Source organism: Amphiplicatus metriothermophilus, assembly GCF_900199215.1.
GTDB classification, from domain to species: Bacteria; Pseudomonadota; Alphaproteobacteria; order Caulobacterales; family Parvularculaceae; genus Amphiplicatus; species Amphiplicatus metriothermophilus.
This window is the reverse complement of the sequence record NZ_FZQA01000001.1, coordinates 410,048-436,443: the sequence shown is the minus strand read 5'-3', so window position 1 is coordinate 436,443 and position 26,396 is coordinate 410,048. Positions and strand designations below refer to the sequence as shown.

Below are 26,396 nucleotides of genomic sequence, written 5' to 3'. Positions count from 1 at the left end.
AAAGCGCGGAAGGCTAGCTGAAAGGGCGAAAGGATGATCAAAAACAATCGATGGGCGGCGGCGCTGGCTGCGGGGGCGATTGCGGCGGCGCTGGCCGCGGGCCAGGCGGCGGCGCAGGAGGCGGCGCCGGAAATCCAGCCGGCCAGCGAAACGGCCCGGTTCGCTTTCAACACGCTGCTGTTTCTGGTGGCGGGCATGGTCGTGATGTTCATGGCGGCGGGCTTCTGCATGCTGGAGGCCGGCCTCGTCCGCTCAAAGAACGCCGCGACGATCTGCCTGAAGAACATCGCGATTTACTCCGTGGCCGGCATCATGGTCTGGCTGCTGGGCTACAATCTCATCTACGGCGTCGAGGAAGGCGGACTGCTCGGCAGGTTCGCGGTCTGGGGCGCGGACGATTCGAACCCCATGGAGGCGGGCTACGCCGCAAGCTCGGACTGGTATTTCCAGATGGTGTTCGTCGCGACCGCGGCCTCGATCGTGTCCGGCACGCTCGCCGAGCGGATCAAGCTTTGGCCGTTCCTGATCTTCGTCGCGGTGCTGACCGGGATCATCTATCCCATTCAGGCGTCCTGGGAGTGGGGCGGGGGCTTTCTCGACGCGCGTTTCGGCTTCGCCGATTTCGCCGGTTCGACCCTCGTTCACTCCACGGGCGGCTGGGCGGCGCTCGCCGGCGCCATCGTTCTCGGCTCGCGCACGGGCAAATATGAAGGCGGGCGGGTCAACGCCATGCCGGGCTCGAATCTGCCGCTGGCCACTTTGGGCACGTTCATTCTCTGGCTCGGCTGGTTCGGCTTCAACGGCGGCTCGCAGCTTGCGTTCGGCACGATCGACGATGCGATTTCGGTGGCGAAGATCTTCGTCAACACCAACATGGCCGCCTGCGCGGGCGTAGTCACCGCGATGGCGCTGACCCAGTTCATATACAAGAAGGTCGACCTCACGGTCGTGCTGAACGGCGCCATCGGCGGGCTCGTGTCGATCACCGCCGAACCGCTCGCGCCGGCGATCTGGCTGGCCGTGCTCATCGGCTTCGGCGGCGGCGTCATTGTCACGGTCGCGGTGCCGGTTCTCGACCGGCTTAAGATCGACGACGTGGTGGGCGCGATCCCGGCGCATCTGCTGTGCGGAATCTGGGGCACCCTGGTCGTGCCGCTGTCCAACAAGGACGCCAGCTTCCTTGGGCAATTCGTCGGCGTCGCAATGATCGGCGCGTTCGTCTTCGGGCTCAGCCTGCTCGTATGGTTCGCGCTGAAATATTCCGTCGGCGTGCGGGTCAAACCCGATCATGAGCTCGCCGGTCTCGATCAGGTGGAGCTGGGGCTCGAGGCCTATCCGGAGTTTCCGCGGGGCTGAGCGTTTCTGCAAGAAGGCGGCGGAAAGGGTTAACGCGCGTTAACCCTTTCCGCCTTTTCGCATGTCATCATGCGGCGTCAGGGTGAAATCGAGAAAGACGCCGAGCTCGTTCGTCATGCCGCGCCGCAGGCCGCGATCAAGACCAGGGACCGATTTCCGGGCGCGCCTGAACGCATGGCTGCGCGCGATCATCCTGCGCGCGGGCGGCGGCGCGCTCGTCGCGCTGGCGGTCTTTCAGGCGCTGGCGCTCCTGAGCTTTTCGATCAGCGATCCGAGCCTCAACACGGCGACCGCGGCGCCGGCGACGAACTGGATGGGCCGGCTCGGCGCCGTCTACGCCGATCTCGCCTGGCAGCTTTTCGGCGCGGGCGCGCTTTTGCCGATCGCGCCCATGGCGATCTGGGGCGCGATCGCGCTGGTCCGCGGCGCGCCGCAGGAGACGCCGCCGGCGTTCTGGTTGCGCGTCGCGCTCGCCCCGGTCGCGCTCGCGGCGGCCTGTGGCTTTGCGGCGGGCCTGCCGTCGCCGGCCGTGTGGCCCTATGTGGTCGGCCCGGGCGGACTTCTGGGGGATGCGGCGGCCGGCGCGGCGCTGGCGTTGCTCGCCCAAGGCGGGCTCGAGGGCTTCGCGCCCGCGCTCTCCGGGCTCGCGCTCGCCGTCGCCCTCGCCGCCTACGCCATCGTCTGCGGGCTGACGACGCAGCGCGCGCGCAGCGCGGTCCAGACGCTCGAAAGCGCGAGTCTGGCGGCGTACGACTTCGTTCTCGACAGGATCGAAGCCTGGCGGGCGGCCCGCGACGGCCCGGCCGGAAGGGAAGAGACGGACGCGGCCGAATCCGCGGACGGAGCCGAAGGCGAGCCGCCGCTCGTCGCGCCGGCGCGGCCCCGCCGGCGCATCATCCGCAAGCAGCAGAAATCGGCGCCGAGCCGGCGCGAATTGCGCGAGACCCAGCCCGAGCTTCCCGTCTTCAGGCCGGGCACCTATGAGCTGCCGCCGCTGGGCCTGCTCTCCAAAGCGCAGACGAGCCGGCGGGTCATTTCCGACGAGGCGCTGGAGCAGAACGCGCGCATGCTCGAAAACGTGCTCGCCGATTTCGGCGTGCGCGGCGAGATCATCAACGTGCGCCCCGGCCCCGTCGTGACGCTGTACGAGCTCGAGCCGGCGGCGGGGGTGAAGTCCTCGCGCGTCATCGGGCTCGCCGACGACATCGCGCGCTCGATGAGCGCGATCGCCTGCCGGGTCGCGGTCGTGCCGGGGCGCAACGCCATCGGCATCGAGCTGCCGAACCAGGACCGCGAGACCGTCTTCCTGCGCGAGCTTCTGGGCGCGCCGGAGTTCGAGAAGACGACGGGCGATCTCACCCTCGCGCTCGGCAAGGGCATCGGCGGCGAGCCGGTCTTCGCCGACCTCGCGCGGATGCCGCATCTGCTCATCGCCGGCACGACGGGCTCGGGCAAGTCGGTCGGCGTCAACGCCATGATCCTGTCGCTGCTCTATCGGCTGTCGCCCGATCATGTGAAGCTCATCATGATCGATCCGAAGATGCTGGAGCTGTCCGTCTACGAAGGAATTCCGCATCTGCTGGCGCCGGTGGTGACCGACCCGAAGAAAGCCGTCGTCGCGCTCAAATGGACGGTGCGCGAGATGGAGGAGCGCTACCGGCGCATGTCGAAACTCGGCGTGCGCAACATCGAGGGCTTCAACCAGCGCGTCGCCGAGGCCGAGGCGAACGGCGAGACGCTCACCCGGCGCGTGCACACCGGCTACGATCCGGAAAGCGGCGAGCCGGTCTACGAGACCGAAGAGCTCGATTACGCGCCGATGCCGTTCATCGTCGTCGTCATCGACGAGGTGGCCGACCTGATGATGGTCGCCGGCAAGGACATCGAGGCGATGGTCCAGCGTCTGGCGCAGATGGCGCGCGCGGCCGGCATCCATCTCATCATGGCGACGCAGCGTCCGTCGGTCGACGTCATCACCGGCACGATCAAGGCGAACTTCCCGACGCGGATCTCCTTCCAGGTGACGTCGAAGATCGACAGTCGCACGATTCTCGGCGAGCAGGGCGCCGAGCAGCTTCTCGGCCAGGGCGACATGCTGCACATGGCCGGCGGCGGGCGCATCCGCCGGGTGCACGGGGCCTTCGTCTCCGACGACGAGGTCGAAAAGGTCGTCGCTTTTCTCAAGAAGCAGGGCAAGCCCGACTACGTGCAGGCGGTCACCGAAATTGCCGAAGGCGAGGACGGCGTTTTCGACGGCCTCGACGTCGGCGGCAATACGTCCTCGGGCGACGCGCTCTACGACAAGGCGGTGGCGATCGTCCTGCGCGACCGCAAGGCGTCGACCTCCTACATCCAGCGGCGGCTGCAGATCGGCTACAATCGCGCCGCGACGCTGATCGAGCGCATGGAGCAGGAAGGCGTAGTGTCGCCCGCGAACCACGCCGGCAAGCGCGACATTCTGGTCGGCGAGGACGCGGCCTGACGAAAAAGCCGATTCCGTTTTCGCGCGTCGCGCTTTAGTCTGGCCGGCCCTTCGCCGAGATCGGAATCGCCCGCATGAGCAAAAAAACGCCGCCCCTGGACGGAGTCGCCGACGCGCTGGAGGAATGCGCCAGTCCCGAGGCCGCCGTGTCGCGCCTGAAGGCGCTCTACGCCGAGGCCGTCGCGACGGTCGAGGCGCGCTTCCGGGCGTTTTGCGAAGACCGGCTGGTCGCGGACGGCGCCCCGCCGCCGACCTATCCCTATCTGCTTGCGGAGGTGCCGCCCGAACAGACCTCACAGACCAGCAATCTTGCGCTGGGGCGCATCGCCGAGCGCAGCTATTTCGGCGCGACAGTGACGCAGCCGGGCCTGTTCGAAGAGTACCTGCTCGACCAGCTCGACCGCGTCATGCAGCGTTATCAGGCGAATATTTACGCCGGCCGCTCGCGCACGCCGATTCCGCTTTCGTTCGCGCTCGAACAGGCGACGGCGAGCCTGACGCCGGAGCGGCGCGCGAATCTGCAGTATCATTTTCACACGCCCAATCTGGCGGCCACCAATGACGACATCGTCGACGGCAAGATCATTCTCGAGCGCGGCGGGCCGCTGCCGATCTCGCTGTTCACCGCCGAGCGGGTCGATTATTCGCTCCATCGCATCCAGCATTACACGGCCACAAGGCCCGAACATTTCCAGCAGTTCATTCTGTTCACGAACTATCAGCGTTATGTGGACGAGTTCATCGAATACGCCGCCGGCGAGGTGCGCGCCGGCCGGGCGCTGGCGCTGATCGAGCCCGGCGGGCGCGTCACGGAGAAGGGAAAGCCCCCGTCCGCGCCGCCGCTCGCCAAGGCGCCGCAGATGCCGGCCTATCACCTCATGCAGGAAGGCAGGCGCGGCGTGACCCTCGTCAATATCGGCGTGGGCCCTTCCAACGCCAAGACGATAACGGATCATCTCGCCGTGCTGCGCCCGCATGTCTGGCTGATGATCGGCCATTGCGGCGGCCTGCGGCGCACGCAGCGGCTCGGCGACTACGTGCTCGCCCACGCCTATCTGCGCGACGACGGCGTGCTCGACGAGGTGCTGCCGCCCTCGGTGCCCCTGCCGACCATCGCCGAGGTGCAGCTCGCGCTCACCCAGGCGGTCAAGGAAGTCTCCGGCATCGAGGAGGCGCGCCTGAAGGAGCGGCTCAGGACCGGCACCGTAGTGACCACGGACGATCGCAACTGGGAGCTGCGCTTCGCTCAGATCGCCGTGCGGCTCAACCAGGCTCGCGCCATCGCCATCGACATGGAGTCGGCGACCATCGCCGCGAACGGCTATCGCTACCGCGTGCCTTACGGCACGCTGTTATGCGTGTCGGACCGCCCCCTTCACGGCGAGATCAAGCTGCCGGGCATGGCCGACGCCTTTTATCAGGCGCGGGTGAGCCAGCACCTCGCCATCGGCATCCGGGCGATCGAGCTCTTGCGCAAGGAAGCGGAAAAGGGAACGCTTCATTCGCGCAAGCTCAGGAGTTTCGACGAGCCGTTTTTGCGGTGAGATGCGCCTATCGCCCGGCGCGGTCGCGTTCGACGAGGCGGATCTCGAACAGCTTCGGCCAGTATTTGCCGGTGACGAACAGCCTGCCGGTTTCCGCGTCATAGGCGATGCCGTTCAGAACCTCTGCGCGCGGACCTTCGGCCGGCGAAAAGCGCGCCCGCAGCCCGCGCAGATCGACGAGGCCGACGACTTCCCCCGTATCGGGGCCGATGCGGGCGATGGCGTCGGCGCGCCAGATATTGGCGAAGATCTCGCCCTCCACCCATTCGAGCTCGTTGAGATCGCCGAGCGGGCGCCCGTTCAGCGTCACGTCGAGCCGGCCCGTCTCCTCGAAACTGTCAGGATCGAGAAAACGCAGGACCGCCGACCCGTCGCTCATGACGAAACGCTCGCCGTCATGGGCGAGGCCCCAGCCTTCCCCGTCATAGGCGAATTCGCCGAGCGGCTCGAAGCTTTCGCGGTCGAAGACGAATCCCCTGCCTTCGCGCCATGTCAGAACGACGACGCGCCCGCCCGCAGCCGCGGCGCCTTCGGCGAAAACCTCCGCAGGAAGATCGCGGCGCTTGACGATCGCGCCGGTCTCGAGCGCGACCTTGCGCAGGCTCGATTCTCCATACTGGCCGGCGCTCTCATAGAGATGGCCGTCAAGAAAGAAGAGCCCCTGCGTGAACGCGCCGGCGTCGTGGGGATATTCGCGGACGATCTCGTAATCATAGACCGCCGGCTCGGCCCGCGCCGGCGCGATTGCAAGCGCCGCGGCGGCGAAGGCCGCGCCCGCCGCAACGGCGATGTCAAAGCGCCTTCTCATAGATCCGGTAGGTCTTGTAGACGCGCCCGCCCATGTCGAGCAGCATCGACAGCATCGCCTTGTTGGTCTCGAGAATCCACGAAAGCTCCGAGGAGGTCATGCCCAGATCCATGTTCGCGGCGTTGACCATGTCGATGATCTTGTAGGCGAACGCCGCGCCGACCGGCTTGCCGTGCAGCTTGCGGCGCACGCCCATCAGCGGCATGCGGCCCTGCGTGACCCGCTTGACCTTCAGCCGCCAGATCAGCCTGAGCCAGTTGAAAGGCAGCAGCTTCCCGTCGAAGTCGCGGATGAGCTCGTTGACGTTGGGCAGCACGAGGCCGAAGGCGGCGGGCTCGCCGTCATAATAGCAGATGACGACATTGTGCTTTTCGATGAGCGGACGCAGCTCCGACGCCATGCGCCGGGCCTGCTCTTCCGTAAACGGAATGAAACCCCAGTTGTCGCGCCAGGCGTCGTTATAGATGTCGACGATGGTGCGGATGTCCCGGACGAAATTCTTCATGTCGATATTGCGGATCGACACGCGGTCGCTGGCGAGCGCGCGCTCGACGAACTTCCGACGCTTCTCCGGGATGAACTGGCGCTGGTTGATCCAGCTAAGGGCGTACATGTCGATCGCCTTGGCGTAGTTCAGCGCCTCGACGCGGTCCTTATAATAGGGCCGCCCGTGCGGCATCATGAAATAGGGCGGCGAGTCGAAACCATCGACAAGAAGCCCGCATTCTTCGTTGACGGAGAAACTGAACGGGCCGGCGAGCTTCTTCATGCCGCGTTCGCGCGCCCAGTCTTCCGCGGCGGCGAACAGCGCGGCGAAGACGTCCGCATCGTCTACGGCTTCGAGAAAGCCGAAATGCGCCGCGCCGTCCTTGTGCGTTTCGAGGTGCAGCGGATTGACGAGGGCGGCGATGCGGCCAGCCGGCGCGCCGCCCTTGTAGGCGATCCACAGGCGGTGGTCGGCGCCCCTCAGGCCGGGATTGGATTTCGGATCGAGCCGCTGGGCGAGCTCGAATTCGAGCGGGACCACGTAATTCGGGTCGTCCCGATAGGGAACGGTTCCGGCGCGGATGAAGGCGCGGCGTTCGGCCGCCGTCTCGGCCGGACGGATTTCAACGCCCGCAATGGCCGCGGCGCTCCCGGTTCGATTCGAAGCGATTTCGTTCACCCTCGCACGGTCCTTTCCGCGGCGCCCGCGTTCAGACAGCGGGCGGATCAGTTCTTGAGCTCTATTTCCGCCGCCGCGCCTTCGGCCGCAACATGAATGAGCGCTTCTTCGATGTCGGGCGGCCCGAAGCGCATCCGCGGATTATTGGAGATGCCATAGGGCTCGGCCGGCAGGCCGAACATCTTCTTGTCGAGCTTCTCGTTCGCGTTCTCGTCATGGTAGACGGCGAGGGCGTACGCGCCCGGTTCGGGCGCGTGAAGGCAAAGCCGGGTCGCCGGCGCGCGCGCGGCCACGCGAACGCGCAGGGCGCGCCCCTCCTTCTTGAGGAAGTTTTCGGGATCGTTACGGTAAAGCTCGACCGTCATCAGCCCGACGCTGCGCTCGACGCCCTGCACGATCACGCGCAGCTCGTTGGCCGCGCCGGTGCAGCTGACGTGATCGATTTCGGGCAGCGCGTCGTCCCCGGCGCGCGCCCCCGCTGCGGCGACGATCGCCAGAATCGCCGCCGGCGCGGCGCGACAAGCCTTGCGCATGATCCTCATCGGCCTTGCCTGCTCCTTCGGTCGGGGCCGAGCCCTAGCGTCAGATCGTGGCCCTATTGTGATGGGCGGGCGCAGCAAGATCGACGCCAGCCGCGCGCTCAGGCGGTCACGCGGGCCTGCGCGAAAGTCTCGGCCATGGCGCCGTAGGCGTCGATCACGATGTCGAGATCGTCGTTCGTATGCGCCGCCGAAACGCTCAGGCGCAGGATGGAGGCGGCGTTGGGCGTGCCCGGCGGAATGGCGAGATTGACGTAAACGCCCTTGTCGATGAGGAAGCTCCAGGCCGCGAAGGCGGTCTCCCTGTCCGGCAGCTTCACCGCGATCACCGGGCCCGGCGGGGCGCAGGTCTCCAGCCCGAGCTGCGTGAAGGCTTCATGGACGCGCCGGGCGTTCGCCCAGACGCGCTTTCTGAGATCCGGCTCGGCGGCGATGCATTGGAGCGCCGCCGTCGCGGCCGCCACATTGGCCGGCGAGGGCGAGGCGGTGAACATGTAAGGCCGGGCCGAAAAGCGCAGGTAATCGAGCTCGGGATGGTTCGAGGCGACGAAGCCGCCGATCGAAACCAGGCTCTTCGAGAAGGTGCCCGAGTAAAAGTCGATCTCGTCGATCACGCCCTGCGCCTCGACGACGCCCCGGCCGCTCTCGCCATAGACGCCGAAGGAATGCGCTTCGTCCACGAACAGATAGGCGCCGTGACGGCGCGCGACGTCGAGAAACTCCTTCGCCGGCGCGACGTCGCCGAACATGGAGTACATGCCCTCGATGCAGACGAGCTTGCCCATGCCGGCATATTTCTCATCGCCGTCGAGCCGGGACAGGCGCCTGTCGAGGTCTTCCGGGGAATTGTGACGGAAACGGACGGTCTCCGCGCCGGAGAGCTGGCAGCCGTCATAGATGCAGGCGTGGCAGTCGGCGTCGATGAAGATGACGTCCTTGCCGGGCGCGGCGAGCGCGGAGATGGCGCCGAGATTGGCCTGATAGCCGGTGGAGAAGACGATGCAGCGGGAAAAACCCAGAAACGCCGCCAGCGCGCGCTCGAGCGCCTTGTGGCTCGCATAGGTGCCGTTGGCGAAGCGCGAGCCCGTGGTGCCGGCGCCCTGTTCGGCGACGGCGGCCTGCGCGGCCGAGACCACCTCCTCGCGGAAGGTGAGGCCGAGATAATTGTTGGTGCCGGCGAGCACGATCTCCTTGCCCTTCACGATCGCGCGCGTCGGGCCGAGGATTTCGTCCATCTGCACCGTGAACGGATTGCGGCCGGCTTCGGAGAGCGCGTTGTAAAGGACCGCGTTCTTCTGAAACTTGTCGAAAAGGCTCATCGCCTCATGCCTGCTGCTTCTTGAGCGCGTGGATCGCATCGACGAGCTCGCCGATGGTGCGCGTTTCGGAAATCGTGTTGACCGGTATCGACAGGTCGTAATTGTCCTCGATATCCATCACGATATCGAGCACGGAGACGCTGTCGATCTCAAGGTCCGCGACGAGGTCGGTGTCGCGCGTCAGCTTCACGCCCTTGTGATTCAAGGGCTCCAGCAGCGCGCAGATCTTGTGGAACACGAGATCGTCGTCTTCCTGAATGTCGGCCATTGCGCCAATCCTTGCGTGGAATTCCGCCTGTCGGAGCCGTCCCCTAAAGCAAGCCGTTTTCTTGATACCAGCGGACGGTTTTTGCAAATCCTTCTTTAAGCGAGACAGCCGGTCGCCAGTCCGTTGCGGCGGAAAGCCGGTTCTCGCGCGCGACCCAGTCGGGATGGAAGAACTCCCCGACCTGGCCGGACCGGAACGCCGACGGCCTGCCGGCGGCTGCGGCGGCCCCGCGCGCCAGTCCGTGATAAAGGCTGACCAGGGGGCGCGGCAAGCGCACGCGCCGCGGCGCGCGGCCCAGAATCTCGCCGAGGGTCTGGCCGATCTCCCGCCAGGCGCGCCCTTCAGGCGCATCGTCGTCGGCTTCGTAGACGGCGCCCGCCGGGGCGCGCTCGAGCGCGGCGACGAGGGCCTCGGCGGCGTCCTCGACGAAGAGGAGCGAGGCGCGCGCTTCCGGCGTCGTCCAGGGCTCCGGCGCGATGCCTGCGCGGACGAGCCGGAAATAGGGCAGCGCGGCCCGGTCGCCGGGGCCGTAAACCGCAGGCAGCCGGACGATCAGCCGCTCATTCTCCCCGGCGGCGGCCGACACGAGGGCTTCGCCTCGCGCCTTGCTGGCGGCGTAAGGGGAGACGGCGGGCGTTCGGGCGGACAGGGAGGAGACATGCGCGAAGCGCGCGCCGGCCCGCGCGGCCGCTTCGGCGGCGCGCCGGGCCCCCTCGGCGTTCACGGCGTCGTAGTCCGCGTCGCGCCGGGCGTGGGTCGCGCCGGCGCAATGGATGAATCGGTCCGCGCCGGCGGCCAGACGCGCAAGCGCCGCATCGTCCTCCAGCGCGCCGGCGATCGGCTCGATGTCGTCTGCGCAGGGAAGTTTCCGGGGGTCGCGCGCCAAAGCCTTCACCCGCTCGCCGCGCGCGACGAGGCGTCGGATCAGGGCCGCTCCGATGAAGCCGGAGCCGCCGGTGACGGCGATCGTTCCGCTCACACCCGCGCTTCGGCGAGCGCGCGCGGCGGGGCCATCTCGGCGGGCGCCTCATCGAAGGCGCCTTCGAGATATTTCGCCTTCACCTTGGCGCGGGAGAGCTTTCCCGAGGAGGTCATCACCATGGAATGCGGCTTGGCCAGCACGACTTGGGCCGGCGCGCCGACGGCCGACTGGACGACCCGCGCGATCTCGCGTCGCAGCTCCGCGAGGGCTTCCGGCGCCATGCCGCGGCGCTCGGCGACGACGACAATGCGCTCGCCTTCGCCGTCGTCGACCGAAAAGGCCGCCACGCCGCCCTGGCGCACGCCGTCGACCTTTTCGACCGCCCACTCGATATCCTGCGGCCAGATGTTCCGGCCGTTGATGATGATGAGATCCTTGGCCCGGCCGGTGATGACGATCTGGCCGTCGAGGAAGTAGCCCATGTCGCCCGTGTCGAGCCAGTCGCCGTCGAACATCGCGTTCGAGGCTTGCGGATCGGAGAAATAGCCGGGCGTGACGCTCGGGCCCTTGATGTAGATGCGGCCGACGCGCCGCTCGGGCAGGGGCGCGCCGTCCTCCCCGCGCACCTCGATCGCATGGCCCGGCAGAACGCGCCCGCACAGCACGAAGCCGCGCCGGTGCTCGGGCGAGGTGAGTGCGGAAGCCGGCTGCGCCGCGCCGGAGCGGTGGTAATGGCGCATGTCGACGTAATCGACCGCGACCGGCGCGTCGAGATCGGCGAAGCTGATCGCCAGGGTCGACTCCGCGAGGCCGTAGCTCGGCAGGAAGGCCCGCGGATCGAAACCGGCCGGCGCGAAAGCCTCGGTGAACAGGTTCAGCGCCTCCGGACGCACCATGTCGCCGCCGATTCCGGCGATGCGCAGGGCGGAAAGATCGATCGCGCCGTCTTCGGCCCGCGCGGCGCGGCGCGCCGCCAGTTCGTAGCCGAAAGAGGGGCTGTAGGTCGCGGTCGTCCGGTTGGCGCTCATAAGCCGCAGCCAGAGCAGGGGGCGGCGCACGAAATCAGACGTCGCGATGTAATCGACCGACCGCTGGGCGAACATCGGAGCCAGCATGAAGCCGATGAGGCCCATGTCGTGATACAGCGGCAACCAGCTCGCCGCGCGATCCTCGGCGGTCAGCTTCAGGCCGTGCACGGCGATGCCGTGAAGATTGGCCGTCACGGACGCCTGCGCGCCGATCACGCCTTTCGGCGCGCTCGTCGAGCCCGACGAATATTGAATGTAGCAGATCTCGTCCGGGCCGAAGGGGCGCGGCGTCTCGGCCGCGACTGGAAGCGCGCGCAGGCTCTCGAAATCCATGACGGCCGCGTCGTCGAGACCGCTCACGGCTTCCTCAAGGAAGCCGGAAAGCGCCTTCGGACCGACGGCCGCGGCCGCGCGCGCGCCGAGCACCATCTGCCGGATCTGGGTGAGGTAGCCTTCCTTGCCGCCGAGATTGACCGGCATGGGCATCGGCGCGGGCGCCATGCCGGCGTACTGGCAGGCGAAAAAGGCGACGATGAAATCGGGGCTCGTCTCGGCGACAATGGCGAGGCGCGCTCCGCGTTCGAACCGCCCGGCGAGCCGGGCGGCGAGATCGAGCGCTTCGGCCCGCAGCCGCGCATAGGGAAGGCTCGCGAACGCCTCGCCGCGAAGATTATAGAAGTTGAACCCGGTCTCCCCCTGCGCCGCATAATCGAGCGCTTCCGTAACGGTCCGGAAGCCCTGCATCTTTAGCGCCAGCGACGCGTTCGTCGTCGGAGTAGGGATGACGGCCATCAACGCCCCCGCACTGCGCCGGCCTCGGCCGGCCCTCTGTCTCGCTCGCCAAGCAGAAGCCCTGCCGGCCCCGCCTGCGCCCTTTCGTCAGGGCCCTGTTACCGTTCCTGCGCCAGAATGGCGATATCCGCACGGACCGACAAGGCGCGATGACCGGCGACGGCCGCGTGCGCCCTCCTTGCGTCCGTCCCGCGCCGCCGCGCCGCCCGGCCGGACGCGCCGCACAATCTTGGGCGGATACAATCCTTCCGGTCAACGGGCAAGGGGCAGGGAGATTACCGCAAGTCAAGAATTGCGAGCGCATGTTTCAACTTTCGCCTCCCCGAGCGCTTCGCGAACGCGGTCGCCTTGCCTTTCGCGGAGCGCGCTCCTACTTTCGCGCCGTCAGCGGCGCGCCGGGCTTTCCGGCGCGGGAAAGCGTTCATGAGACTATTCATCGGTTATAAGGCCTGGAAAGCGGAAGAGTATCTGCTCAACCGCATGACCTTCAAGGATCTGGTCCGGGCGTATGTGACCTATCCGGCCATTCAGGTCTATTTCATCCTGACCCTGGCGTGCCTGGCCTATGGCGCGTACGCGGCTTCCTCGTTCTGGCTGTTCGCGGCCTCGGTCGGCGTCGGGGCGCTGCTTTTCCCCTTCGCGTGGTATCTGCTGCACCGTTTCGTGCTGCACGGCTCGTGGATGTACAAATCCCGCCATCTCGCCGGGCTGTGGAAGCGGGTCCATTACGACCATCATCGCTATCCCAACGATCTTTCAGTGCTTTTCGGCGGCCTACACACCACGCTGCCGACCATCCTGATTCTTTCGGGGCCGCTCGGATGGCTCGTGCACGGGCCCGCCGGCGCGGCCGGCTCGATCGCGGGCACCTTGATCATGACCTGCGTGACCGAATTCCTGCACGCCGGCGAGCATCTCGCCTTCGAACCGAAGTCGAAATTCTGGCGCGATCTCAAGAAGCGCCACCTCGCCCATCACTTCCATAACGAGAAGGGCAATTTCGGCGTCAGCGAGTTCATGTGGGACCGCGTGTTCGGCACGTTCTACGCCGAAACCGCCGACGTTCCGCGAAGCCCGACTGCGCGCAATCTTGGTTACACGGACGAAACGGCCGAGAAATGGCCTTGGGTGAAGGCGCTCACCGAAGGCCGCAAAGACGCAGGGCGCGAGGCTGGGCCGAAGGCGGCCTGAGCCTCGCTCAAGGCCGCCTGGCGGGCGCGGTCCCCCTCGCCACCGGCCTGATACGGATCAACTTTTTGTTGATTTTGGCGCCCGCCTTTGCCAGTTTCCGCGCGACGTAACGGGGACCGGTTGAAGCGCAGGCGCGCTCTTCAGGCGTTTCCGGCCGGGCGGGGGCCCGATCGGCGAAGTCGAGCGTCTGAGGTAACCGATCGATCCGCGCGCGGCGCGTGCGGCCGATCGGGCGCCGCGGCCATATCGGCGTTTCTCTCCCCTTTCAGCACGCAAGTTAGGAAGGAACGACATGAGCTTAGCGCTTTTGCTGGTCATTGCGGCTGGCGGGCTCGCCATTCTCTATGGCGCGTTCACGATCCAGGCCGTGATGTCCCTGCCGGCGGGCACCGCCCGCATGAAGGAAATCGCCGCCGCCATCCAGGAAGGCGCGGAGGCCTATCTCAAGACTCAGTACACGACCATCGCCATCGCCGGGGCGGGCGTGTTCGTCATTCTCCTGCTCGCCTTCGGCTTCGATCTGGTCCCCGCCGGCGGCTTCGCCATCGGCGCGGTGCTGTCGGGAGCGGCCGGCTATGTCGGCATGCTCGTTTCGGTTCGCGCGAACGTGCGCACGACCCAGGCGGCGACCGAAGGACTCGGCAAGGGCCTGTCGGTTGCGTTCCGCGCCGGCGCGGTCACCGGCATGCTCGTCGCCGGCTTCGCGCTCATCGGCATCGCCGGCTATTACTGGCTGCTGACGGGTCCGCTCGGGCATGCGCCGGAAAGCCGGACGGTGGTGACCGGCCTCGTCGCGCTTTCGCTCGGCGCCTCGCTGATTTCGGTCTTCGCACGTCTCGGCGGCGGCATCTTCACCAAAGGGGCCGACGTCGGCGGCGACCTCGTCGGCAAGGTCGAGGCCGGCATTCCCGAGGACGACCCGCGCAATCCGGCCACCATCGCCGACAATGTCGGCGACAATGTCGGCGACTGCGCGGGGATGGCCGCCGACCTCTTCGAGACCTATGTGGTCACCGTCGCGGCGACCATGGTGCTGGGCTCGATCCTCTATGCGGCGGACGCGGCCCAGTTCATGCTCTATCCGCTGGCGATCGGCGCGGTGTGCATCGTCGCCTCGATCATCGGCACTTTCTTCGTGCGCCTGCGCAAGGGCTCGCGCAACATCATGGGCGCCCTCTATCAGGGCCTCGTCGCGACCGGCGTGCTGGCGCTCGTCGCCATCGCGGTCCTCACCCAGCAGATGTTCGGCTTCTCCGATCCGATCGGCGGCGCGCCTTTCACCGGGCTCAGCCTGTTCGTGTGCGGCGCGATCGGTCTGGCCGTCACCGGCCTGATCGTGTGGATCACGGAATATTACACCGGCACCGCCTTCCGGCCCGTCCGTTCGGTGGCGAAGGCGTCGGAATCCGGCCACGGCACCAACGTCATTCAGGGACTCGCCGTGTCGATGGAGGCGACGGCCCTGCCTGCGCTGGTGATCGTGATCGGCATCGTCGCGACCTACAACCTCGCCGGACTTTACGGCATCGCCACAGCCGTCACGACGATGCTGGCGCTCGCCGGCATGATCGTCGCGCTCGACGCCTTCGGTCCGGTTACGGACAATGCGGGCGGCATCGCGGAGATGTCGGGCCTGGAAGGCTCGGTGCGCGACACCACCGACGCGCTTGACGCGGTCGGCAACACCACGAAAGCGGTCACCAAGGGCTACGCCATCGGTTCGGCCGGCCTCGGCGCGCTCGTGCTGTTTGCGGCCTACACCGAGGACATTAAGCACTTCGTCGCCCATCCGCAGGAATTCCCCTTCTTCGCGGACGTGGCGGTGAACTTTGCGCTGTCCAATCCCTATGTGGTGGTCGGCCTGTTCGTCGGCGGACTTCTGCCGTTCCTGTTCGGCTCCATGGCGATGCAGGCGGTAGGCCGCGCGGCGAGCGCCGTCGTCGAGGAAGTGCGCCGCCAGTTCCGCGAACGGCCGGGCATCATGCAGGGTACGGAAAAACCCGATTACGGCCGCGCGGTCGAAATGCTCACCAAGGCCGCCATCAAGCAGATGGTCGTCCCCTCCATGCTGCCGGTTCTCTCCCCGCTCGTGCTCTACTTCCTCGTCGGACTCGTGGCGGGCAAGTCGGCGGCGCTCTCGGCGGTGGGCGCGATGCTGATGGGCGTCATCGTCACCGGCCTTTTCGTCGCCATCTCCATGACGGCGGGCGGCGGCGCCTGGGACAACGCCAAGAAATACATCGAGGACGGCCATCACGGCGGCAAGGGCTCCGACGCCCACAAGGCGGCGGTGACCGGCGACACCGTAGGCGATCCTTACAAGGACACCGCGGGCCCCGCGGTGAACCCGATGATCAAGATCACCAACATCGTGGCGCTTCTTCTGCTCGCGGCGCTGTCCGCGGCGAGCTAAAAGCGCCGCCCGGTTTGCGCCGCCCGCCGGCCCCGCCGTTTGCGCGGCGGGGCCGGTTCTTTTTTTGCGCGCCGCGCCGGACGGCTTGCCTGCGCGGCGGCGAGCGGCCACAACGGGGCCGCCATGGCCTTCGACGCGATCCTGTTCGACTGCGACGGCGTGCTCGTCGATTCGGAGATTCTCGGGCTCGAGGACTGCGCGCGTTACTTGCGCGGGCACGGACTCGCCTGGTCGGGCGCCGATCTCGTGCGCCTGTTCACGGGACTGCGCGACGACGTGTTCGCCGAACGGCTCGCCGCCGCCTATGGCGCGGTCCACGGCCGCCCGCCGCCGGAAGGCTTTTTCGAAGGCCTGATCGAGGAGCGGCGCAAGCGCCGTCACGCGCTTCAGCCGGTCAGGGGCGCGAAGGCGGCGCTCGAGGCGATCCGCCTTCCCCGGGCGGTCGCGTCGTCGTCCCGCGCCGTTTATCTCGAATCGAAGCTCCGGCGGGTCGGTCTGTGGGACCTCGTCGCGCCGCACGTCTACTCGGCCGAGACGGTGGCGCGCGGCAAGCCGGCGCCGGACATTTATCTGTATGCGGCCGAGCGGCTGGGCGCGGACCCGGCGCGCTGTCTCGTCGTCGAGGACAGCGCCCACGGCGTCGAAAGCGGTCGCGCGGCCGGCATGACCGTCTGGGGCTTTCTCGGCGGCGGGCACTGTTTCGAGGGCCATGACGCGCGCCTCGTCGCGGCGGGCGCGACATGGATCGCGCGCGATTTCGACGCGCTTCTCGCGAGGCTTGAATCGCGCCCGCGCGCGGACGATGCTGGCGAGCCTCCGAAGCGAGCGGCGGGCGGAGCGGGCCGATGATCTTCGCATCCGACAATTGGGCAGGCGCCGCGCGCGAGATTCTCGACGCGGTCGCGCGCGCCAATGACGGGCTTGCGCCGTCCTATGGCGGCGACGAGCTGAGCGCGCGCGTCGAAGCGCGCTTTTGCGAGATTTTCGAGCGCGACGTCGCGGTTTTCCTGGTCGCCACGGGCGGGGCCGCGAACGGGCTGGCGCTGTCGGTGACGACTCCGCCCTACGGCATGATCCTCTGTCATGAGGAAAGCCATGTGCAGATGGACGAATGCTGCGGGCCGGAGTTCTTCACGGGCGGGGCGAAACTGCTGCCGATTGAAGGCTTCGCGGCGAAGCTCAGCCCGGAGACGATCGCCGCCGCGCTCAAGGGCTTTCCCGAGCGCCCGCCCCACGGCGCCCCGCCCAGAGTTCTCTCCCTCACCCAGGCGACGGAGTGCGGCGCGGTCTACAAGCCCGGCGAGCTCAGGGCGCTGTGCGCGCTCGCCCATGAGCGGGGCCTGCGCGTCCACATGGACGGGGCGCGCTTCGCCAACGCCGTCGCCGCGCTCGATTGCGCGCCTGCGGACATAAGCTGGAAGGCCGGCGTCGACGTTCTGTGCTTCGGAGCCACCAAGAACGGCTGCATCGCCGCCGAGGCGGTGGTCTTTTTCGACCGCGACGCGGCCGCCGACTTCGCTTTCCGGCGCAAGCGCGCCGGCCATCTGTGGTCGAAGCAGCGCTTCATCGCCGCGCAATTCGAAGCCTATCTGAAGGATGGGCTGTGGCTGAGGCTCGCCGCGCGAGCCAACGCCATGGCGCGCCGGCTGTCGGACGGCCTCGCCGCCGTCGACGGCGTCGAGATCGTCTATCCCACTGAAGCGAACGAGGTGTTCGCGGCCATGCCGGCGACGATGGCCGAAGCGCTGCGCCGCGCGGGCGCGGTCTTTTATCCCTGGGCGACGCCGGGCGATCCGACGGGCGGGCGGCTTCACCGCCTCATCGCCTCTTTTCGCACGACGGAGGAAGACGTGGACCGGCTCCTCGCCCTCGCGAGAAGCGCCGCGTAAGGACGATCAGAGTCTCGGGCCGGCTGCGCGCACGGCGTCGGCGACGAACGGCTCGAACGCCCTGAAATTCTCGACGAACATGCGCGCGAGGGTCTTCGCCTGCGCGTCATAGGCCGCCGGGTCCGCCCAGGTCGCGCGCGGGTCGAGCAGGACGGGATCGACCCCCGGCGCGGCGGTCGGGACCGCAAAGCCGAAGACCGGATCTTCGCGCATCGGAGCGCCGGCGAGCGCGCCGTCGAGGGCGGCGGCGAGCAGCGCGCGCGTCTCGGCGATGGGCATCCGCCGGCCGGTCCCGTACGGCCCGCCCGTCCAGCCGGTCGAGACGAGCCAGCACGCCGCGCCGCGGCGCTCGATGAGCGCGCCGAGCATCTTTCCGTAAACGGATGGATGGCGCGGCATGAAGGGCGCGCCGAAGCATGTCGAAAAGGTCGCCTGCGGCTCCTTGCCGAGGCCCTTTTCGGTGCCGGCGACCTTGGCTGTGTAGCCGGACAGGAACATGTACATCGCCTGCGCCGGGGTCAGCCGCGCGATCGGCGGCATGACGCCGAAAGCGTCGCAGGTGAGCATGACGATGTTTTTCGGATGGCCGGTTCGTCCGGACGGATCGGCGTTCGCAATGAAGTCGATCGGATAGGCCCCGCGGGAGTTCTCCGCAAGGCTCGGGTCGTCGAGGTCGAGCGCCCGCGTGACCGGGTCCATAACGACGTTTTCCAGCACGGTCCCGAAACGCTGCGTCGTGGCGTAAATCTCGGGCTCGGCCGTCGGCGACAGGCGGATCATCTTGGCGTAGCAGCCGCCTTCGAAGTTAAAGAGCCCGTCCTCGCCCCAACCGTGCTCATCGTCGCCGATCAGCGTGCGCGCCGGATCGGCCGAGAGCGTGGTCTTGCCCGTGCCCGAAAGGCCGAAAAAGACCGCCGGGTCGCCGGCCGGCCCAACGTTCACGGAGCAATGCATCGGCATCACGCCCTTCGGCGGCAGCAGGTAGTTGAGGATCGTGAAGACAGACTTCTTGATCTCCCCCGCGTAGGACGTGCCGCCAATCAGCACCAGCCGGCGCTCGAAATCGAGGGCGATGACGGTCTTCGACCGACACCCGTGACGCGCCGGGTCGGCGTCGAATCCGGGCAGGTCCACGATAGTGAAATCGGCTTCGTCCCAGCCCCGTTCGCTAAGATCCGGGCGAATGAGAAGGTGCTGGATGAACAGCGAGTGCCAGGCGTATTCCGTCAGCACCCTGACCTTCAGGCGATGGGCGGGGTCGGCCCCGCCGTAAAGCTCCTGCATGAACAGCTCGCGCCCGGCCGCATAGGCGAGCATGTCGTCGTGCAGCCGGCCGAACGCCGCCGGCGTCATCGCCTGGTTGTTGTCCCACCAGACGGTCTGTTCCGTTTCGGGACGGCGCACGACGAACTTGTCCTCAGCCGACCGGCCCGTGTGCTCCCCCGTTTCCACCACTAAGGGACCGGCCGCCGCGATGCGGCCTTCGCCGCGCGCGATCGCCGCTTCGTAAAGCGCCGCGGTCGGCAGATTGCGCAGATGCCCGGGGCTCGCCTCCGCGAACGACGAAAGGGCGGCTCGCGCCGCCTTGATAGAAACGCTCATTTGTCCTCCTCCCGCGGCGCTCGAAGAGCGCCGTTGCTGCGCCAGGCAGCCTCCTGCTTCAGGCTTTAATCCAAAAAGCCGGCCAAGGCGAGGCTGAAGGGCCAGCGCGGGCCGCGGCTTGAACCCGGCGCCGGCGCGTGCCACACATCCGGCCGACCAATTCAGAGAATCCAGGGAGGCGAGACCATGACCCACGGCAGATTTCTGGCCGCCGCGGCGGCGTTGGGGCTGGCCGCGGGCTGCGGCGGGGAAGGCCCGGCGGAGAGCGGGTCCGCGCCGGAGGCAGCGCCCGCCGCCCTTTCCGGGCCGGCGATCGCGGCCGCCGATCTGGCCCGCCATATCCGCACGCTCGCCTCGGACGAATTCGAAGGGCGCGCGCCCGCGACGCCGGGCGGAGAGAAGACGCGCGCCTATATCGCCGGCGAGTTCGAGCGGCTGGGCTTCGAGCCTGTCGGCGACAGCTATTTCCAGCCCGTGCCGCTCGTGGAATCGACCCTCGATCCGGCGCGATCCTGGCTGCGCATCGAGACGCCCGAGGGCGAAAAAGAACTCGCCTATCGCGAGGACGCCGTTTTCTGGACGAAGCGCGTGGCGGAGAACGTCGATCTCGACGCCAGCGAAATGGTCTTCGTCGGCTACGGCGTCGTCGCGCCGGAATATGGCTGGAACGACTATGAAGGCCTCGACGTCGCCGGCAAGACGGTCGTGATGCTGGTGAACGATCCGGGCTTTGCGACGGGGGATCCCGAACTCTTCAACGGCCGCGCCATGACCTATTACGGGCGCTGGACCTACAAATACGAGGAAGCCGCGCGTCAGGGCGCGGCTGCAGCATTGGTGATCCACGAAGACGACGCCGCCGGCTATGGCTGGGGCGTCGTCGAGGGAAGCTGGTCCGGCCCGCAGCTCGATCTGGCGCGCGCCGACGACGGCGCGAGCCGGGTCGCGGTCGAAGGCTGGCTGTCGAATGCGGCCGCGCGCGATCTTTTCGCGGCCGCCGGGCTCGACTTCGACGCGCTGAAGGCGGCGGCGAAGACGCGCGAGTTCAAGGCGCAGCCGCTGACGGGACTGACGGCGTCGGCGAAGCTCGCAAACGCGATTCGCCGCAGCGAGTCGGCGAACGTGGTCGGCGTCCTGCCCGGCGCCGAAGCGCCCGACGAATATGTGCTCTATATGGGCCATTGGGACCATCTCGGCGTCAATCCGGATACGGAGGGCGAAGACAAGATCTATAACGGCGCGGTCGACAACGCGACAGGCATTGCGGCGATCCTGGAGATCGGCGAGAAGTTCGCCACCAATCCGGAGCGCCCGCGCCGGTCGATTCTGCTGGCGGCCGTGACGGCGGAGGAGTCGGGCCTGCTGGGCTCCGCCTATCTGGCGGAAAACCCGCCGGTCCCGCTTAAAAACATCGTCGGCGGGATCAACATCGACGCCGTTCTGCCGCTGCCGGCGACGCGCGACATCATCGTCATCGGCCACGGCGCGTCCGAGCTCGAAGATATCCTCGCGGAGCGGGCGCAGGCGCGCGACATGTACGTCCGCCCCGACGCCGAGCCGGAGAAGGGCTATTTCTACCGCTCCGATCACATCTCCCTCGCGAAAAAAGGCGTTCCGATGCTCTACGCCGACGCCGGGATCGACCTCGTCGAAGGCGGCGAGAAGGCGGGCCTTGCGCGGGGCGCTCAGTACACGGCGGAGCGCTATCACAAGCCGGCGGACGAGTTCGATGAAAGCTGGACGTTCGACGGCATGATCCGGACCGTCGAGGTTCTTTACGAAACTGGCGCCGCGCTCGCCTATTCGGACCGTTGGCCGAACTGGTACGAGGGCAACGAGTTTCGCGTCCTGCGCGACGCCCAGCGGGCGGACGAGTAGCCTGCGCGGCGATCGGCGGGGCCGTCCTTACCCGGACGAGGCGAGCGCGGCGGGGCTCCTGCGCCGCGCCGCGTTCCGCGCGCCGGCGGTTCGTGGTAGGAATCGATTCCTTTCGAGCCGATCCGGGGCGCGATGCGACAGAATGACGAGACCGAGCCCGCCGGCGCGCCGCCTTCCGGGCCGGCGCCGCCCGAGGGCGAACCGCCGCCCGAAGAGCTTGCAGGATCAGCCATCGACGAGCTGCTCGGCGCCGAAGAGCTGACGTCGCGAACCGCGCGGTTTCTCGCCTGGGCGCAGGAAAACCTTCTCACCGTCGACGTCGCCGTTCAGGCCGCGATCCTGTTCGCGGCCCTCGTTCCGGCCGCGATGTTCGGCCCGCAGCTCAGAAAGCTCATCTCCGGCCAGGTCGCCCCGCGCGCGCCTTACGGCTTCCTCCGCCGCGCCGCCAACGCCTTCGCCCATATTGCGACGCCCATCGCGCTTCTCATCACCCTTCAGACGGCGGTCGTCGCGCTCGGCGCGCTCGGCCGGCCGAGCGTGCTGGTGCAGGCCGGCGTCAGCCTGCTGACCGCCTGGATCGTCATCCGCATGGTGACGCTCGTCATCCGCTCGCCCTTCTGGTCGCGGGTCGCCTTTTACGTCGTCTGGCCCATCGCCGCGCTTGACGCCTTCGGCGTGCTGGGCCGCGTGGTGCGCCAGCTCGACGCCTTCGCCATTCCCATCGGCAAGGACGATCAGAACAATCCGATCACCTATTCGGCGCTCGACTTCATCCGCACCATCATCGTATTCGCGCTGCTGTTCTGGCTGGCGAGCGTCATCAACAAATTCCTGAAAGGACGCATCGCGGCGATCGACGAGCTGACGACCTCGTTCAAAGCGCTGCTGTCGAAGGTTCTCGACGTGCTCACGCCGATCGTCGCGCTCGTCGTCGCCCTGCAGCTCGTCGGCTTTCCCTTCGCCACCCTCGCCATTTTCAGCGGCGCGGTGGGCCTCGGCATCGGTCTCGGCTTACAGAAGACGGTTTCGAATTTCTTCGCCGGCTTCACGCTGATCGCGGACAAGTCGATCAAGCCGGGCGACGTCGTGGCGGTCGAGGACACCTTCGGCTGGGTGACGGAGATGGGCGCGCGCTACGTCACGGTGCGCACCCGCGACGGCGCCGAGCACCTCGTTCCGAACGACAAGTTCATCGAGGACGGCGTCGTCAACTGGTCCCATGCAGACCGGATCTTCCGCCTGCACGCGCCTTTCGGGGTCTCCTACAAGACGCGCGACCTTCGTTTCGTGAAGCAGCTCGCCGAAGAGACCGCGCTCGAAGTCGACCGGGTGCTGAAATCGCCGGCGCCGAACTGCAATCTCGTGGAATTCGGCGCGAGCTCGGTGAATTTCGACCTGCGCTTCTGGATCAGCGATCCGGCGAACGGCGTGTCGAACGTGCGCAGCGCCGTGCTGCTCGCCTTGTGGGACCGGCTTCACGAACACGGGATCGAAATCCCGTTCCCGCAGCTCGATCTGCACGTCAAATCGGCGGAACAAAGCCTTGGCCTGCCGCTCAAGGACTGAAGGCGTCGCCGCCGCGGCGCTTTCAAAAGGCCGCGCCCCGCCATATATTTCACTTGGGGCGATGGGGCGCGCCGGGCCGATCGGCGGGCCGGCGCGCGCAAGCGGGAGACCGACGATTGGACAATCGGGAGATCGAAAGATGATACGCACCATCGCGCTTGGCGTCGTCGCCTGCGCCGCGCTCGCCGCCTGCGCCACCTCGACGCCCTACCAGCCGGCGGAAAGCGGACGCGGCTACGGCTTCTCCGAGCAGCGGATCGAACAGAACCGCTATCGCATCACCTTCCGCGGCAATTCCGCGACCAGCCGCGAGACGGTCGAGAACGCGCTGCTGCTCAGAGCCGCGGAAGTCACCGTGAGCAAGGGCTACGACTACTTCATCGTCGTCGAAGGCGACACCGAAGCGAGCCGTTCGTACCGCACATCGGCGAGCCCGGCCTTTTTCGGCCGCTACGGCTTTGGGCCTTATTACGGATTCCCCTATTACGCCTATGGCTGGGGCTGGGGCTATCCGTATGACTCTTACACGCGCGAGATCACGCGCTACTCGGCGGTCGCCTTCATCACCATGCACAAGGGCGAGAAGCCGCAGGACAATCCGCAGGCGTTCAATGCGCGCGAGGTGATCGAGAACCTGCGCCCGCTGGTGATCGGCGCGCAGTCCTGACGCTTAGGGGAAAGCCGGCTCAGACCGCCCGCAGGCGCGACGGGGCGTCTGTCGCGCTTGCGGGCGCGGGCTCGTAGACGGCGACGAAGCCGCGCGGCGTGTGGCGGATCACCACCGCGCGCTCGCGCCCGATATGGATGGGCGCGCCCACGGGCGGCTTGCGCGGGCTGTCGACCGCGACGCCGTCGACCGATTTGTCGAGCACCCGCACGAAGAGCGCGCTTCCGTCGGCGAGACGGCAGACCATCCGCTGATCCCCGGCGCCATGGCGCGGCGCGCGGCGACGGTCGGAAAGGCCCGCCGCATGCTCGGGATTGGCCAGCACCATCAGCCGTTCAATCAGGATATTCCGACGCTTGCGCGACAGGATGAAGGACAGCGCGAAGCCGTCGGGCATGACGCGCGCGACGGTGCCCTCGATGACGTCGAGCCCCTTGATGTAGACGACGGCGGCGTCCCCGGGCGCGACGCGCGCGTCAACCTTTACGGCGAGATTGCCGGGCGAGATGTTCAGAAGGCGGCCGTGATACTCGTCGATGCCGTTGACCACCACGCGCGCGGGAAGATCGCGCGCGATCCGGCGATAACGGCGCAGTTCCGTGTCTGACATGAAGGCGCCCTGCAAAGGATCGTCGCCTATCGCTAGCGCGGCCGCGCTCAAGTCTTCGCTAACGCGGTCGCGAGAATTTTACCGACCTTGCGGCGCGGCGCGCCCGGCGCGGCGGCGGCTCGCTCCGCCGCAGCGGCGTTGCGTCCCGGCGCGAGGCCGTTAAGCTCGCGCGCCGGGAAAACGGGCGCGGGGGCGCCTGCGTCGGGAGGAAACGCCGAGGAGATGCTCAAGGTCATGGTCAAGGCTACGCTCGTCGCCGCTTCGCTCGCCGCCGCGCAAGGGGCCGCCGCGCAGGAGGGCGCGCCCGCCGCGGCGCAGGAGGATCCTTTCCTGTGGCTCGAGGAGATCGACGGCGCGCGCGCGCTCGACTGGGTCCGCGCGCAGAACGCCCGCTCGCTCGCCGAGCTTGAAGGCGATGCGCGCTTCGAGGCGTTCCACAGGGCCGCGCTCGAGATTTTCACCTCCGAGGAGCGCATCCCCGCGCCCGGGCTCGTGGGCGAGACGGTGCGCAATTTCTGGCAGGACGGCGCGCATGTGCGCGGGATCTGGCGCGAGGCTTCGCTCGAAAGCTATCTCGCCGGCGCGCCCGACTGGCGGCTCATTCTGGACATCGACGCCCTCGCCGAGGCGGAAGGCGAGAACTGGGTCTATAAAGGCGCCGACTGCCTCGCGCCGGCGCATGACCGCTGCATCGTCAATCTCTCGCGCGGCGGCGCCGACGCGGCGGCGCGGCGCGAATTCCTCGTCTCCGAGGGAACATTCGTCGAGAACGGCTTTTCCTTCGCGGAGTCGAAAGGAACGACGGCCTGGGTCGATGAGGACGCGCTCCTCGTCGGCGTCGATTTCGGCGAAGGGACGATGACGACCTCCGGCTATCCGCGCACGACGCGGCTCGTGCGGCGCGGCGAAGACCCCGCTTCGGCGCGAGTCGTGTTCGAGGGCGCCAAGACAGATGTCGGCGTGTGGCCTTACGCGATCGTCCGCGGCGGGAAGACCTGGTTGTTCGTGACGCGCGCGCTCACCTTTTTCGAGTCCGAGCATTATCTGCTCGACGACGCGTTCGAGGAGAAAAAGCTGCCGCTGCCCGCCAAGTCGAACATTCAGGGCGTGCTCGACGGCTTCATCGTCGCCTCGATCCAGGAGGACTGGGCCTTCGCCGGACGGCGTTTCAGAGCCGGCGACATCGTCGCGATCGATCCGGCGGGAACGAAAGCCGAGCTCGTCTTCTCGCCGAACGAGCACCAGGCCGTGGGCGGCGTCGCGGCGTCGGAAAGCGCGCTCTTCGTGCAGCTTCTCGACAACATCGTCGGCAAGGTGAAGAAGATCGAACGGCGCGGCGGCAAGTGGCGCGCGCGCGACGTCGCCCTGCCGGGCGAGGGCGACGTATCCCTCGGCTCGGTCAACGCGCATGGCGACGACCTTTTCCTCTATTTCGACAGCCCGACCGTTCCGCAGACGCTCTTTTACGTCTCGGCGGCGGGCGAGCGCGCGCGGGTGAAGCAGAACCCGGCCTTTTTTGATGCGGCTGGCGTCGTCATGCGCCAGCATGAGGCGACGTCGAAGAATGGAACGAAAGTTCCCTATTTCGTCATCGGCCGCGAGGACGTGATGGAGGCGGGGAACGCGCCGACGATCCAGTACGGCTATGGCGGCTTCGAGGTTCCCGTCACGCCCGGCTATTCGGGAACCATCGGCAAGCTGTGGTACGAGCGCGGCGGGCTTTACGTCATCGCCAATATCCGCGGCGGCGGCGAGTTCGGCCCGCGCTGGCATCAGGCGGCGCTCAAGGAAAACCGCCAGCGCGCGTTCGACGATTTCTTCGCGGTCTCCGAAGATCTCATCGCGCGCGGGCTCACGAGTCCGCAGAAGCTCGGCGCCTATGGCGGCTCGAACGGCGGGCTCCTGATGGGCGTTGCGCTCACCCAGCGGCCCGATCTGTACGGCGCGATCGCCATCGGCGTGCCGCTTCTCGACATGCTGCGCTTCCACAAGCTGCTCGCCGGCGCTTCGTGGATGGGCGAGTACGGAAATCCGGACATCGCTGAAGAGCGGGCCTATATCGAAAAATACTCGCCCTATCAGAACCTGCGCCCGGACGCGGCCTATCCGCGCGTCTTCTTCTTCACCTCGACGCGCGACGATCGGGTCCATCCCGGCCACGCGCGCAAGATGGCCGCGAAGATGGCGGCGATGGGCCATGATTTCCTCTATTACGAGAATATCGAGGGCGGCCATGGCGCGGCGGCGAACCAGAAGCAGGCCGCCTATCGCACGGCGCTGCAATACGTCTATTTCGCGCGACAGCTCATGGACGGCCCCGCTTCGTCCGCGAGCGCCGGCGAGTGAGGAAAAGCATA

General features: G+C 67.6%; 20 protein-coding genes. 11 read left to right on the top strand and 9 right to left on the bottom strand.

Annotated elements, in window-relative coordinates; translation table 11 throughout:
• The first annotated feature begins 33 nt into the window (after window positions 1-33).
• The 3 genes from CHB64_RS02150 to CHB64_RS02140 all read left to right on the top strand — a co-directional run bounded on the left by CHB64_RS02150 (window position 34) and on the right by CHB64_RS02140 (window position 5,382).
• A complete protein-coding gene (locus CHB64_RS02150; RefSeq protein ID WP_089410932.1) occupies window positions 34-1,356 on the top strand; it encodes an ammonium transporter family protein in 1,323 nt (440 codons plus the stop codon).
• An 82-nt stretch (window positions 1,357-1,438) separates the two neighbouring features.
• Window positions 1,439-3,838 (top strand): FtsK/SpoIIIE family DNA translocase, encoded by a 2,400-nt coding sequence (locus CHB64_RS02145; protein WP_234993296.1) that lies wholly within the window; start codon window positions 1,439-1,441, stop codon window positions 3,836-3,838.
• Between the two features lie 74 nt (window positions 3,839-3,912).
• A complete protein-coding gene (locus tag CHB64_RS02140) occupies window positions 3,913-5,382 on the top strand; it encodes an AMP nucleosidase (RefSeq protein WP_089410930.1) in 1,470 nt (489 codons plus the stop codon).
• 7 nt (window positions 5,383-5,389) lie between these two features.
• Here CHB64_RS02140 and CHB64_RS02135 read toward each other — a convergent pair whose 3' ends face one another.
• The 7 genes from CHB64_RS02135 to CHB64_RS02105 form a co-directional block, all read right to left on the bottom strand.
• Entirely contained in the window at window positions 5,390-6,190 is an 801-nt protein-coding gene (locus CHB64_RS02135) for a glutaminyl-peptide cyclotransferase (protein WP_089410929.1), read from the bottom strand.
• Complete coding sequence (locus tag CHB64_RS02130) at window positions 6,174-7,355, bottom strand: hypothetical protein (protein WP_089410928.1); 1,182 nt, start codon at window positions 7,353-7,355, stop codon at window positions 6,174-6,176. The genes CHB64_RS02135 and CHB64_RS02130 overlap by 17 nt, the downstream gene beginning before the upstream one ends.
• A gap of 47 nt (window positions 7,356-7,402) precedes the next feature.
• Entirely contained in the window at window positions 7,403-7,897 is a 495-nt protein-coding gene (locus CHB64_RS02125; RefSeq protein ID WP_089410927.1) for a DUF2141 domain-containing protein, read from the bottom strand.
• A gap of 98 nt (window positions 7,898-7,995) precedes the next feature.
• The gene (gene spt, locus CHB64_RS02120; protein ID WP_089410926.1) at window positions 7,996-9,213 is read right to left on the bottom strand and encodes a serine palmitoyltransferase; all 1,218 of its coding nucleotides are present in this window, start codon (window positions 9,211-9,213) and stop codon (window positions 7,996-7,998) included.
• A gap of 4 nt (window positions 9,214-9,217) precedes the next feature.
• Window positions 9,218-9,481, bottom strand: a complete 264-nt coding sequence (locus CHB64_RS15200; RefSeq protein WP_159462378.1) for an acyl carrier protein — start codon at window positions 9,479-9,481, stop codon at window positions 9,218-9,220.
• A 43-nt stretch (window positions 9,482-9,524) separates the two neighbouring features.
• The gene (locus CHB64_RS02110) at window positions 9,525-10,460 is read right to left on the bottom strand and encodes an NAD-dependent epimerase/dehydratase family protein (RefSeq protein WP_089410924.1); all 936 of its coding nucleotides are present in this window, start codon (window positions 10,458-10,460) and stop codon (window positions 9,525-9,527) included.
• On the bottom strand, window positions 10,457-12,223 hold the full coding sequence (locus tag CHB64_RS02105; RefSeq protein WP_089410923.1) for a fatty acyl-AMP ligase: 1,767 nt from the start codon (window positions 12,221-12,223) through the stop codon (window positions 10,457-10,459). The genes CHB64_RS02110 and CHB64_RS02105 overlap by 4 nt, the downstream gene beginning before the upstream one ends.
• 423 nt (window positions 12,224-12,646) lie before the next feature.
• On the opposite strand from CHB64_RS02105, the gene CHB64_RS02100 reads away from it, so the two are divergent.
• From CHB64_RS02100 to CHB64_RS02085, 4 genes are all read left to right on the top strand, one after another.
• Window positions 12,647-13,414, top strand: a complete 768-nt coding sequence (locus CHB64_RS02100; protein ID WP_089410922.1) for a sterol desaturase family protein — start codon at window positions 12,647-12,649, stop codon at window positions 13,412-13,414.
• Window positions 13,415-13,706: 292 nt separating this feature from the next.
• Window positions 13,707-15,827, top strand: a complete 2,121-nt coding sequence (locus CHB64_RS02095; RefSeq protein ID WP_089410921.1) for a sodium-translocating pyrophosphatase — start codon at window positions 13,707-13,709, stop codon at window positions 15,825-15,827.
• 123 nt (window positions 15,828-15,950) lie between these two features.
• Window positions 15,951-16,676 (top strand): HAD family hydrolase, encoded by a 726-nt coding sequence (locus tag CHB64_RS02090; protein ID WP_089411436.1) that lies wholly within the window; start codon window positions 15,951-15,953, stop codon window positions 16,674-16,676.
• Window positions 16,673-17,716, top strand: coding sequence for a threonine aldolase family protein (locus CHB64_RS02085; protein WP_089410920.1), 1,044 nt, complete (start codon window positions 16,673-16,675; stop codon window positions 17,714-17,716). Before CHB64_RS02090 ends, CHB64_RS02085 begins: the two co-directional genes overlap by 4 nt.
• Before the next feature lie 6 nt (window positions 17,717-17,722).
• On the opposite strand, the gene CHB64_RS02080 is transcribed toward CHB64_RS02085, so the two are convergent.
• The gene (locus CHB64_RS02080) at window positions 17,723-19,318 is read right to left on the bottom strand and encodes a phosphoenolpyruvate carboxykinase (protein WP_089410919.1); all 1,596 of its coding nucleotides are present in this window, start codon (window positions 19,316-19,318) and stop codon (window positions 17,723-17,725) included.
• 186 nt (window positions 19,319-19,504) lie between these two features.
• Here CHB64_RS02080 and CHB64_RS02075 point away from each other — a divergent pair, with 186 nt between their 5' ends.
• The 3 genes from CHB64_RS02075 (at window position 19,505) to CHB64_RS02065 (ending at window position 23,429) form a co-directional block, all read left to right on the top strand.
• Window positions 19,505-21,196: a M28 family metallopeptidase gene (locus tag CHB64_RS02075; RefSeq protein ID WP_089410918.1), complete on the top strand. Its 1,692-nt coding sequence runs from the start codon at window positions 19,505-19,507 to the stop codon at window positions 21,194-21,196.
• Window positions 21,197-21,328: 132 nt separating this feature from the next.
• On the top strand, window positions 21,329-22,762 hold the full coding sequence (locus CHB64_RS02070) for a mechanosensitive ion channel family protein (RefSeq protein ID WP_089410917.1): 1,434 nt from the start codon (window positions 21,329-21,331) through the stop codon (window positions 22,760-22,762).
• A 139-nt stretch (window positions 22,763-22,901) separates the two neighbouring features.
• Complete coding sequence (locus CHB64_RS02065) at window positions 22,902-23,429, top strand: CC0125/CC1285 family lipoprotein (protein WP_089410916.1); 528 nt, start codon at window positions 22,902-22,904, stop codon at window positions 23,427-23,429.
• 19 nt (window positions 23,430-23,448) lie between these two features.
• On the opposite strand, the gene CHB64_RS02060 is transcribed toward CHB64_RS02065, so the two are convergent.
• A complete protein-coding gene (locus CHB64_RS02060; RefSeq protein WP_143265918.1) occupies window positions 23,449-24,039 on the bottom strand; it encodes a PilZ domain-containing protein in 591 nt (196 codons plus the stop codon).
• A 222-nt stretch (window positions 24,040-24,261) separates the two neighbouring features.
• Between CHB64_RS02060 and CHB64_RS02050 the strand changes: the two genes are divergently transcribed.
• Window positions 24,262-26,385 (top strand): prolyl oligopeptidase family serine peptidase, encoded by a 2,124-nt coding sequence (locus CHB64_RS02050; RefSeq protein ID WP_200815200.1) that lies wholly within the window; start codon window positions 24,262-24,264, stop codon window positions 26,383-26,385.
• Window positions 26,386-26,396: the final 11 nt, after the last annotated feature.